General features: G+C 61.5%; 10 protein-coding genes and 1 tRNA gene. 5 read left to right on the top strand and 6 right to left on the bottom strand.

Annotated elements, in window-relative coordinates:
• Positions 1–89: 89 nt before the first annotated feature.
• Positions 90–548, bottom strand: a complete 459-nt coding sequence (locus ACX80Z_RS15695) for a hypothetical protein (protein ID WP_459316526.1) — start codon at positions 546–548, stop codon at positions 90–92.
• A gap of 368 nt (positions 549–916) precedes the next feature.
• On the opposite strand from ACX80Z_RS15695, the gene ACX80Z_RS15690 reads away from it, so the two are divergent.
• On the top strand, positions 917–1,165 hold the full coding sequence (locus tag ACX80Z_RS15690; RefSeq protein WP_459316525.1) for an SCO4226 family nickel-binding protein: 249 nt from the start codon (positions 917–919) through the stop codon (positions 1,163–1,165).
• A 692-nt stretch (positions 1,166–1,857) separates the two neighbouring features.
• On the opposite strand, the gene ACX80Z_RS15685 is transcribed toward ACX80Z_RS15690, so the two are convergent.
• Positions 1,858–1,934 (bottom strand) — tRNA-Thr (locus ACX80Z_RS15685).
• A 90-nt stretch (positions 1,935–2,024) separates the two neighbouring features.
• Positions 2,025–2,888, bottom strand: a complete 864-nt coding sequence (locus ACX80Z_RS15680) for a DsbA family protein (protein WP_459316524.1) — start codon at positions 2,886–2,888, stop codon at positions 2,025–2,027.
• 128 nt (positions 2,889–3,016) lie between these two features.
• Between ACX80Z_RS15680 and ACX80Z_RS15675 the strand changes: the two genes are divergently transcribed.
• The 4 genes from ACX80Z_RS15675 (at position 3,017) to ACX80Z_RS15660 (ending at position 7,976) form a co-directional block, all read left to right on the top strand.
• Complete coding sequence (locus ACX80Z_RS15675) at positions 3,017–4,489, top strand: alpha,alpha-trehalose-phosphate synthase (UDP-forming) (protein ID WP_459316522.1); 1,473 nt, start codon at positions 3,017–3,019, stop codon at positions 4,487–4,489.
• A complete protein-coding gene (otsB, locus tag ACX80Z_RS15670) occupies positions 4,482–5,267 on the top strand; it encodes a trehalose-phosphatase (RefSeq protein WP_459316521.1) in 786 nt (261 codons plus the stop codon). The genes ACX80Z_RS15675 and otsB overlap by 8 nt, the downstream gene beginning before the upstream one ends.
• 145 nt (positions 5,268–5,412) lie before the next feature.
• The gene (locus ACX80Z_RS15665) at positions 5,413–6,501 is read left to right on the top strand and encodes an ABC transporter ATP-binding protein (RefSeq protein WP_459316520.1); all 1,089 of its coding nucleotides are present in this window, start codon (positions 5,413–5,415) and stop codon (positions 6,499–6,501) included.
• Between the two features lie 116 nt (positions 6,502–6,617).
• Entirely contained in the window at positions 6,618–7,976 is a 1,359-nt protein-coding gene (locus ACX80Z_RS15660) for a DUF4032 domain-containing protein (protein ID WP_019483333.1), read from the top strand.
• A gap of 36 nt (positions 7,977–8,012) precedes the next feature.
• Here the strand turns inward: ACX80Z_RS15660 and ACX80Z_RS15655 are convergent, their stop codons facing one another.
• Genes ACX80Z_RS15655 through ACX80Z_RS15645 form a run of 3 tightly spaced genes read right to left on the bottom strand, consistent with a single transcriptional unit; the run spans position 8,013 to position 10,482 of the window.
• Positions 8,013–8,612 carry a hypothetical protein gene (locus tag ACX80Z_RS15655; protein WP_459316518.1) on the bottom strand — a complete coding sequence of 200 codons (600 nt, stop codon included), beginning with the start codon at positions 8,610–8,612 and terminating at the stop codon, positions 8,013–8,015.
• Between the two features lie 14 nt (positions 8,613–8,626).
• The gene (locus tag ACX80Z_RS15650) at positions 8,627–10,003 is read right to left on the bottom strand and encodes an FAD-binding oxidoreductase (protein WP_459316517.1); all 1,377 of its coding nucleotides are present in this window, start codon (positions 10,001–10,003) and stop codon (positions 8,627–8,629) included.
• Complete coding sequence (locus tag ACX80Z_RS15645; RefSeq protein ID WP_459316515.1) at positions 10,000–10,482, bottom strand: SRPBCC domain-containing protein; 483 nt, start codon at positions 10,480–10,482, stop codon at positions 10,000–10,002. Before ACX80Z_RS15645 ends, ACX80Z_RS15650 begins: the two co-directional genes overlap by 4 nt.
• Between the last annotated feature and the right edge of the window lie 192 nt (positions 10,483–10,674).

Here is a 10,674-nt window from a genome sequence, read left to right as displayed (position 1 = left end):
AAAACAGGTGGCGTATCTTCGCCCAATCATCCAAATTGATCACCTTCCATCATGGTCGGTGGCCCTATTTTCAGTTGGCGTTCCTGGCCCTACTTTCGGCCGGCGTTAACATTCAGGAACGGATCAAGAACAACTACAAGCACAGCACCAGCCCCGAGAGTCCCGACAGTACTGTCCAGAACAACCGGCCACGCCACCGCCCGAAATCTCCAAACGACCACGAATATCAAGGAAGCCAGAATCAGCACATAAGACAGGAGATAGAAAATATCGGCAGGAGAACCCAGGGGAACGTCCTGGCCCTCCCCCGTCTTCACGACATAGTAGGTATCAGCAATGGCGAGACTGGTAACACCCGCAGCGGCACACAAAATGTCGTACCGGCGCAGACGCGTCCGCAGTACAGCCATCCAAGCCACCCCAGTCGGTAACCAGACGCACAGCAAAGCAATAACGCCGTCCACCCAAAAATCGAACTCAGCCGATCCGCGCAATGCCAGACCCGCGGCATAGAAGATGACTGCACTGACCATAATGAGGCCAGCCACCGAACCTGGCTGCGTCGACGCTATCGTCCGGGCCCGATCTCTCTTGTTTTCGTTCATCGCTACCGAAGCCCCACCCGGCGCAAATTAAGAACGTTCACGCTAACAGCACCATCTAAACTCGTCCCCAAAATATTCTGAATGGTTTGCTTTAATATCCCGCATCTAACGTTCAAAGCCATATCTAGAGAACCTTAGACCACCGGTAAGTCGCTGGTTCCTGTGTTGACGCCCGAAGGCGCCTCCGGCTCGATTCGCGCGCATCCGGGGATGCCGCAACCGTGGCAAATAATCCCGTTGACGATTAGTCGGCGCAGGTCTATCCTCAACGGCATCGCTACGCAAGGATCGACCACCCCAAGGAGTGCATTATGCCGGAATTCATGGATGTGCATCGCAATATGACTGGACTAACCAAGGAGGATCTTCAAGCTGCCCACGATGCTGACCTTGCGATTCAAAGTGAGGAAAACGTGGTCTTCAAGTCTGCTTGGGCTGATCCCGACGCCGGGGTTGTCTACTGTCTGTCCGAGGCACCTTCTGCAGACGCTGTGAGGCGTATCCACGAGCGCTCAGGGCATCCTGCAGACGAGGTACACCCGATCCCACTAAAGGTCTGAGGATCGGGGGCCTGGAATCCGGTGCGAAATGAAACCATTTTTGCAGCCATGAACTGTGATGCGCCCCGCCAGCTTCCTGGTTCCGCTTTGACCACCGTCTCCCTAACGTGACAGTCGATGTTACTCAGGGCCCCACCCATCTGCGTAGCCGGGCTGCGCCACCTCCGTACTGGGATGCCTCGTCTGCGACGACTCGCTGCTGATGCGCCCGGACGATTCGGCATCTCAGAACTGCTCGAAGACGCTGCTTACTAGCATCCTTTCACCGCGCGATACAGCGGGCAAAGGAGGTTTAGGGATTTAACGAACGAAACCCCTTCACGCACGGATTCTTCCAGTATTCGGGTCTCGCTCCTGTGCTTGAACGCCTAACCGTAAACCGCTCACCTTTGGAAAGAAGATTTACTGGTCCCCCAAGTGGCGTGCTGACTGCAGCCCCTGTTCGCAAAGCTTGGACGCGCTGTCGCGCGTCTGGGATTTCCAACCCTCAGGGCGTGAATCCATCGGACCAACGCGCTTGTACCTGCACACCAACGACGGCCATCTGACTGCCGCAGTGGCGACCATTGATAATCGATTGTCCAAATGGTTTCGTCCGGGTCAATCGATCTAGCCTCGTCCCAGGTGCTGAAAGAAAAGGAATCGATGCCCGCGTAATTCGCCAGTTCTGACACCTTGCGGTCGATCAGCCGTGGAGCCTCCTGCCGGATTCGAACCGGCGACCCCCTGTTTACAAGACAGGTGCTCTGGCCAACTGAGCTAAGGAGGCGAACTGGCTAAGCCAGCGAGCGCCGTCGTCGTGATGAAACCGATCGAATGCGCAAAGACAAGATTAGCCCAGCCAGCGCGTCAGCGAAAACTAGCCCTTGGCGTCGATCTTTTCCTGGGTGAACACAGCGAAGTTGTCGATTGCCTCGGGCACCGCTTCACCGTCGACATAGATGGTGGGAGTTCCCGCGATACCATCCAGTTCGGCGGCCTCGGTCGTGAAGTTGACCCATGGCCTGAAAGCCCCCTCCGACAGACAAGTGGCGATGTCAGCGGCACCCACGGACGACGCCAAAGCTGTCAGCCCGTCGTCGTCCAGTTCACCGTTCTCATAGTTGGCGAACACCCCGGTCGAAAAATCGAAATACGCTTCAGGGGATTCTTCGGCCACGCACGCCAGCGCATTGGCGCCCCGTGAGGAATAGTCAGTCGATGAGTTGCGGTCCAGATACGCCACGTTGCGGTGCTCCATGGTGATCTCGCCAGCGTCAAGCCATGCCTTGATCTGATCGGCATGGGTACTCTCGAACTCGGCGCAGAACACACAGTTGACATCGACATACGAAACCACCTGCACCGGCTCACCGTCAGCTGACTCGGCGATACCAGGGGGCAACTCGCCTGCTGGACGTGGCTCGGACGGCAGCGTGGCCAAATCAACGGTCCCCGTTTCGAAGGATTCGACCTCCGTGCTTGAGGTCAACACGATCCCACCAAACTCGTTGCCCCCGGCGGGGGCAGCACCAGCATCGGGAATCTGGCCGCGGATCGTGCTGGTCACGATCAACGCCACAGCCACCAGAATGGCTACCACAGCCGCCACCACACCCCAGCGAATAAGCAGTCCCCTGCGCATCTCCTGACGCTCCTGCGCCTCGCGGAGCAGCCTCGCCTGCTCACGGGCCTGCGACGATCGCTGCGATTTAGTCGGTCTATGGCTCGAGCTGGGGGTCATCAGTCCTCGTCATGGTTGGGTGCGCGTAGTCTCAAGTTTAGCGATCCATCCCCGCCGACGACTACGGACCGGGCGACGCCGCCTAAACGGTAAAGTGCTAAGTAGGCCTACTATGTTCAGGAGTCAGCGTGCCTTCAGCTCAACCCTCGCCAGATAAGACCACCGCCTATGGCGAATTCGAGTTCATCGTGGTGTCCAACCGGTTGCCTGTCGACCGCGTCTCCACCAACGACAGCAGCACCTGGCGCCGCTCCCCCGGCGGGCTTGTTACCGCCCTGGCACCCGTGATGTCCAAGGCCGACGGCGCCTGGGTGGGCTGGCACGGAGCACCCGACGAGACTCTCGATGCCTTCGACCACGACAACATGCGTCTGGTCCCTGTCCCGCTCACCGCGGACGAGGTGGAGTTCTACTACGAAGGTTTCTCCAACGCGACCCTATGGCCGCTGTACCACGATGTCATTGCCCCACCCGAGTTTCACCGGCATTGGTACGACTCCTACCGCCGGGTCAACGAACGCTTCGCCCAGGCCACAGCGGCTGTTGCCGCCGAAGGGGCCACCGTCTGGGTCCAGGACTACCAGCTGCAGCTGGTCCCCAAGCTGCTTCGCGCCGCGCGCCCGGACCTGAAGATCGGCTTCTTCAACCACATTCCGTTCCCACCCCTGGAGATCTTCGCCCAGCTGCCATGGCGACGCCAGGTGATTGAAGGATTGCTCGGCGCCGACCTGATCGGTTTTCAGCGTCCCAGCGATGCGAGCAACTTCCTGCGCTGCGTTCGCCGCTTCGTCGGCCACACGGTCAGGCAGCAGCAGGTTCAGGTGGAAATCGAAAAGGGCGGCCCCACCTACACCTCCCGGGCCGAGGCATTCCCCATCTCCATCGACGTCGACCAGATCATCACCCTGGCAAACCGCGAAGACATTATCGAACGGTCCAAGGAAATCCGCCGTGAACTTGGCAACCCGAAGCACATCCTGCTGGGTGTCGACCGCCTGGATTACACCAAGGGCATCGGCCACCGGCTCAAGGCCTATGAAGAGCTCCTGGCTGATGGCCACGTCAAGGTAGAGGACGCTGCACTCATTCAGGTAGCCAGCCCCAGCCGGGAACGAGTTGAACAGTACCGGTTGCTGCGCGAGGAGATCGAGGGCGCCGTCGGCCGAATCAACGGCACCTACGACACCATCAAGAACACCGCCATCCGCTACCTGCACCACAGCTACCCGGTCGAAGAAATGGTCGCTCTGTATCTGGCCGCGGACGTCATGCTGATCACCGCGCTCCGGGACGGCATGAATCTGGTTGCCAAGGAGTACGTGGCCGCCCGGACCGGTAACAGTGGCGCCCTGGTCCTCAGTGAGTTCGCTGGCGCGGCGGATACCCTGCGTCAGGCGGTCCTGATCAACCCGCATGATATTGATGGCCTCAAGGCCGCTATCGTCACCGCGGTCAACATGAGCCCCGCCGAATCGACTCGTCGCATGCGCATCATGCGCCGTCAGGTGCTCCAAAACGACGTCGAACGCTGGTCCAAAGCCTTCCTCGCAGCGTTGCAGGAAGGGAACCACGAGAATTCCCAGGAGACACCCAATGCCTGAGCAGCTCAGCGCCGAACTATTGACCGCGCTGGAAACCATCGCTGGAGCCGATCACCTGCTGATCGCCCTCGATTTCGACGGGACGATGTCGCCGCTTGTTCCCCACGCAGCAGACGCCAGGCCGCTGCCGGGGTCTGCCACGGCGCTCTCGGCTTTGGGTCAACTGCCTGAGACGACGACGGCCCTCGTGTCCGGTCGCGCCCTGGACAGCCTCCGTGCTGTCGCGACGCCGGACCCCGAGACTCTCCTCATCGGGAGCCACGGAGCCGAAACCTGGACCGGCCCCGACGGCGCACCCCTCACCCTCACCAAGCAGCAGTCTGACCTCCTGCGTCGCGCCACCGACGCCGTCCAGCGGGTGGTGGACGCACATGCAGGAACCGTGCTCGAAACCAAGCCGGCCGGCGTCGTACTCCACACCCGCACCGCCGACGACGACGTCGCCGCCGCCGCAACCGATGCCGCCCGCACGGCCCTGGATCAGCTCGAAGGTGCTCACATCACCGACGGCAAGCGAGTGCTGGAAACTTCGGTGATCAGCGCCGACAAGGGGCAGGGGGTCAGATCACTGAGAAAGTACACCGGCGCGACGGCTGTGTTGTTCGCGGGCGACGACGTCACCGACGAGCACGCCTTCGCTGCCTTGGAGGCACAGGACCTCGGCATCAAAATCGGCGACGGACCGACTCAGGCGCACCACCGTATCGGATCACCTCAGGAGCTGGTCGCCGTCCTTGAGCACCTCCTGGTGCTCCGCGGCGCCGGTGCGCAAATCTGATTTATCTGCCATACTCAGATTGTGTGACGCATGCCACCTGCCGTCTCATAGCAGCGCGGCCGGTGGTTGCTGCACGGATAACTGAATATTCTCCATTCACAACGGATCGTCGGGCACGTACCTGCCCGTGAAAAGGAAAAACAAAATGGCAACGGTAACGTTTGACCAGGCAACACGCCTGTACCCCGGCACAGATAAGCCCGCGGTTGACAAGCTCGACATTCAGATCGCCGACGGCGAATTCCTCGTCCTCGTAGGCCCCTCCGGTTGCGGCAAGTCCACATCCCTGCGGATGCTCGCCGGACTCGAAGACGTCAACTCGGGCCGCATTCTCATTGGTGACCGCGACGTCACCGATGTCCCCCCGAAAGACCGCGACATCGCAATGGTCTTCCAGAACTACGCGCTGTACCCTCACATGTCGGTCGCTGACAACATGGGCTTCGCGCTGAAAATTGCCGGCGTCTCCAAGGAGGAGCGTGCTGAGCGGGTTCGCGACGCCGCCAAGCTGCTCGACCTCGAGCCGTACCTCGACCGCAAACCCAAGGCGCTCTCCGGTGGTCAGCGTCAGCGTGTCGCCATGGGCCGCGCCATTGTGCGTAACCCACAGGTGTTCCTGATGGATGAGCCCCTCTCGAACCTCGACGCCAAGCTCCGGGTGCAGACCCGCACCCAGATCGCTTCGCTGACCCGCCGGCTGGGAGTCACCACCGTTTATGTGACCCACGACCAGGTCGAGGCAATGACCATGGGCGATCGCGTCGCGGTCCTTAAGGACGGCGTTCTCCAGCAGGTCGACACCCCCCGTAACCTGTACGAACGGCCAGTCAACGTCTTCGTCGCAGGCTTCATCGGCTCGCCCGCGATGAACCTTCTTGAACTGCCCGTCACCGACGGTGGCGTCAAGTTCGGCGGAATCACCTACCCGGTTGCCCATGAGGTGCTCGACGCAGCGCACGGCGGGACGGTCACGCTGGGCGTCAGGCCGGAAGACCTGCAGGTTGCCGAGGACAATCAGGGCCTCCAGGTTGAGGTCGACGTCGTCGAGGAGCTCGGCGCAGACGCCTACGTGTACGGGCACACCACTCTCAATGGGGAGGATCAGGTCATTGTGGCGCGAGTCGACGGCCGGCGCCCACCAATGAAGGGTGACACCATTTACGTCACCCCAGAAAAGGGCCACGTGCACCTCTTCGACATGAAGGACGGACTGCGCCTGGCGGACCACGTCTAGCCTGGCTCCGCTGTCCGAGCGGAACTGACCCGAGTACGGTGGTCTGTGGATTGACTTTCAATTCAGGGGCCACCGTACTTCGTTAACACGTACACAGTTACAACAAAGGGCAACACATGAACGATGCGCCAAACGCCGAGTGGCACGACGAACCGACCGACTGGGACCAGCCGGGCAAACTGCCGCGTACCAAGGATGCTCCGGACCCCGGCACCCTTGGTTCCCTGAACATCACGGCCGCTGCCACCGATCCCGAACTGTTGGACTTGCCGTGGCACATTGCCCTTGAGGACTGGCCAGCCCAATATCTGGCAGCCCTGCCACGCGGTATTTCCCGACACATTGTGCGCTTCGCTCACTTGGGCGGATCGGTGATTGCAATCAAGGAAACCAGCGAGCACATCGCCCGGCACGAGTACCACATGCTGCGGAAACTACGACGGCTGGATGTGCCGAGCGTTGAGCCGGTCGCCGTCATCACCGGCCGGAAGGCCCGGGACGGGACCGATCTGGATACCGTGCTGGTGACCCGGCATCTGAAGTTCTCGATGCCCTACCGAGCGTTGTTCTCCCAGACGCTTCGGCGGGACACGCTGACCCGGCTCATCGATGCGCAGGCGCTGCTCCTCGTCCGATTGCACCTGATCGGCTTCTACTGGGGCGATGTGTCCCTCTCCAATACCCTGTTCCGCCGTGATGCCGGCGCCTTCGCTGCCTACCTCGTCGACGCAGAAACCGGTGAGCTCTACCCCGGGCTGTCATCCGGTCAGCGCGAATACGACCTCGAGATCGCTCGCGTAAACATTGCCGGGGAACTCATGGATCTCTCCGAGGGCGGGTTGATCGAAGAAAAGATTGATCCTCTCGCCACGAGTGAGCTCATCATGGACAGCTACCGCCGGCTCTGGGCCGAACTCACCGATCAGGAGTCATTCGACCTTAACGACCGGTGGCGGGTCAACGCGCGGATTCGCCGGCTCAACGAGCTGGGCTTCGACGTCGAGGAATACGCCATCCAGACCGCAGCCAACAGCTCCCAGATCAAGCTGCAGCCCAAGGTGGTCGACGCAGGTCACCACAGCCGGCGGTTGCTGCGCCTCACGGGGCTGGACGCCCAGGAAAACCAGGCACGGCGGCTCCTCAACGACATGGATGCCTACCGGGCAGACAACAATCCAGACGTCGACGAGGAACTCAGCGCACATCTCTGGGTCACTCAGGTCTTCGAACCGATTGTCAGGGCTGTCCCTCGGGAGCTGGGCCGCAAGCTGGAGCCGGCCGAGGTGGTCCACGAGGTACTGGAGCACCGCTGGTACATGTCGGAGAAACAGGACCGCAATGTGCCGATGGCCGAAGCAGTCCAGTCCTATCTCGACTCGATCCTGGTCCACCGCCGCGATGAGGCCGCCATCATGTTGACGGCTGATACGAAGACCATGGACATCCTCGGCGGCGGGGCCCGGGACTCGCCCTAGCTAGGGCTTTCCCTTGAACCTATGGGCAGATTGAACCTATGGGCAGGTTATCTCGGTACCTTCATATTGATGGACACCGGGCCCTAGATCCCCGCAGACTTCGGTGACGAAGCTGACGCCCGCGATGATGACGATGACCGCGAGAATGCCAGTGATCACACCAATCGCACCGATGATTATTCCAGCAAGTGCGAAGCCATTGCCCATCCGGGCTTTGCGGGATTTCACCATGGCTACGATGCTGATGATCAGGCCTACCACCGAAATCGGCCAGATGATTGAACAGATCATACCCACGATGCCAAGGGTCTTGCCCGGATTCTCGGTTGGCTGACCATAGGGACCGGCCCCATAAGGGCCCTGCCCGTAGCCACCGGGCTGTCCGTAGGGGGACTGCTGCCCGTACGGTGGCTGCTGGCTTGCGCTTTGTTGACCATACGGAGGCTGTTGCTGCCCGTAAGGGGTAGGCTGGCTACCCGGTGCTGGCTGCTGCCATTGCTGGCCCGCGGGGTACTTCTTCGAGTCGTCGCCCTGGCCGCCCTGCTGGTCGGGCTGGTTTCCCGGGTAATTTTCCGACACGTTGAATCCCCATTCATGGTTAGGACGCCGCCCGCTGGCAGCGAATACTGGACTCATTCTATCCACCATCGCTAGGCTCTCGCGGTAATTGCCTTTCCGGGATTGAGGATGCCACGAGGATCGAACACGTCCTTGATCTGCCGCTGCACCTCAAGCACTTGTTCGCCCTGCTCCCAGGGTAGCCACCTTAGTTTGTACTGGCCCACCCCGTGTTCGCCAGTGATGGTGCCGCCGACTGCGAGGGCCAGACGCACAGACTCATCGAGTGCAAGCTCAAGCCGGGCCACCCCCTGTTCACCCTCAGCAGTGGATACCCAAAACGTAGGGTGCAGGTTGCCGTCACCGGCATGGGCAACAACCTTCAGCAACACCGAGTGATCGGACGCCACCCTCTCGAGCTGGGCAATGTAGTGCACCAGCTGCGACCTCGGAACCGCAACGTCCTCGCCAACCCGGAATTCGTCGTCGACCTCATCACCCCTACTGTGCCGGCGCAGGTCGATGAGCCGGGCCGCCTCGCTGACGTCCTGCGCGTCAACCGTGCCCCCGAGCGATGTCAGAACGCGTCGGACCACGGTGGCCTCCGCATCCGCGCCGAACCCATCAGTCTGGAGCAGCAGCAGGGCTCCCCCTCTCCCCCGCAAATTGGAGCCATGCGCCCCGTCCAGCGCGGTCAGGGTCATCCCGTCCAGCAGCTCCATGATTGCCGGTTGAACCCGCGCCTGTCCCACTGCGAGGACACCCGCGGCAGCAGCCTGCACGTCGGGAAAGAATGCTGCCAGGGTCTGCACGCTATGGGGAAGGTATCTCAGCCGGACCGTGATGCCGACGACGATCCCCAGTGTCCCTTCCGATCCTACAAACAGCGAGGTCAGGTCGTACCCGGCCACCCCTTTGAAGGTTTGTACACCGGTCCGGATCAGATTACCGTCAGCGAGAACGACGTCGAGGGCCAGGATCGAATCCCGGGTCACCCCGTACTTCGCGCACCGGAGCCCGCCGGCATTGGTGGCTACGTTGCCACCAATGGTGGAGATTCGGTAACTGGCTGGGTCGGGTGCGTACATCAGCCCATGCGCCGCTGCGGCGGCGTTGAGGTCAGCGTTGATCACGCCCGGTTCGACCACCGCAATCTCATCCAGGGGCCTGATGTCCACGATCCGGTTCATCCGTTCAAGGTTCAGGACTATGCACCCGGCGGTGGCGTGCGCCCCACCGGACACACCGGTGCCAGCTCCTCTGACAACGACGGCGACGCGGTGGGTGTGTGCCCAGCGAACGACCTGCTGCACTTGATCAACGGTCTCCGCCCAGACAACGGCGTCGGGCAGACGGAGTTCCAGGACCGGTCCCTGGTCCCGGGCATACGGCTCGACGTCGGCAGGCTCGGTCAGGATTGCCCCGGAGGGCAGGAGCGCAGCCAGTTCGGCCATCGTCGCGCGGGTCATGGGGTGCCTCCCATGAAGCGCTGAAACCTTGTGAGGGCTAGGGGCCAGAAGTTTTGGTAGAGCTCCCGCTCGGTCTTGGACCTGGCCTCGGTGTCCCAGCCGTCATGTACCAAGGAGAGCGTGGTCCCGTCGCCAGGACCGCACAAAAACTCAATCGTCAGGTCTGTGGGGGTCCCACCGTCGGGGTGGTGCCGCCACACCATCTCCAGGCGCGTGCTCTGCTCGGTTCGCCTAACCTCAGCCCACACTGCTTCAACTTCGTCCACCGAGGTTTCCACCAGTGCATTGTCTTCAAGGTCGAAGAAGCTACCGGCGCCCCAGACACTCAGGGCTTCTACCGGCCACCACAGATGGATGTGCTCCGCGAACCCCGCGGCAGCATGTTCCGGCGGTACCGGCACCGTGACCTCAAACTCGATCGGTGAGATCCGCTCCGGCGTCGGCGGCGGGGGGCTAGCATCGGAAAATAGATCACTCATACCAGCGACTGTACCGGCTGTGGGCAGCCCCGCCGGCTGGGGTGTTTCGTGTGGTGTGTGTTTGGGGTGTGGTGGGTTAAATGCGAAAGGCCCCACCGGTGGTGGGGCCTTTCGTCTAATGGTTGTCCGGCGGTGTCCTACTCTCCCACACTCTCTCGGGTGCAGTACCATCGGCGCTGTGGGTCTTAGCTT

The sequence above is a fragment of the Arthrobacter sp. TMT4-20 genome, assembly GCF_054510775.1.
The sequence above is the reverse complement of the archived record's forward strand: the minus strand, read 5'-3'. Positions and strand labels throughout refer to the sequence as shown.

Excerpts from the sequence above, each read along its gene's own strand:
- ACX80Z_RS15690 (WP_459316525.1), top strand. The coding sequence starts at position 917 with ATGCCGGAATTCATGGATGTGCATCGCAATATGACTGGACTAACCAAG.
- ACX80Z_RS15680 (WP_459316524.1), bottom strand. The coding sequence starts at position 2,888 with ATGACCCCCAGCTCGAGCCATAGACCGACTAAATCGCAGCGATCGTCG.
- otsB (WP_459316521.1), top strand. The coding sequence starts at position 4,482 with ATGCCTGAGCAGCTCAGCGCCGAACTATTGACCGCGCTGGAAACCATC.
- ACX80Z_RS15665 (WP_459316520.1), top strand. The coding sequence starts at position 5,413 with ATGGCAACGGTAACGTTTGACCAGGCAACACGCCTGTACCCCGGCACA.
- ACX80Z_RS15660 (WP_019483333.1), top strand. The coding sequence starts at position 6,618 with ATGAACGATGCGCCAAACGCCGAGTGGCACGACGAACCGACCGACTGG.
- ACX80Z_RS15655 (WP_459316518.1), bottom strand. The coding sequence starts at position 8,612 with ATGAGTCCAGTATTCGCTGCCAGCGGGCGGCGTCCTAACCATGAATGG.
- ACX80Z_RS15650 (WP_459316517.1), bottom strand. The coding sequence starts at position 10,003 with ATGACCCGCGCGACGATGGCCGAACTGGCTGCGCTCCTGCCCTCCGGG.
- ACX80Z_RS15645 (WP_459316515.1), bottom strand. The coding sequence starts at position 10,482 with ATGAGTGATCTATTTTCCGATGCTAGCCCCCCGCCGCCGACGCCGGAG.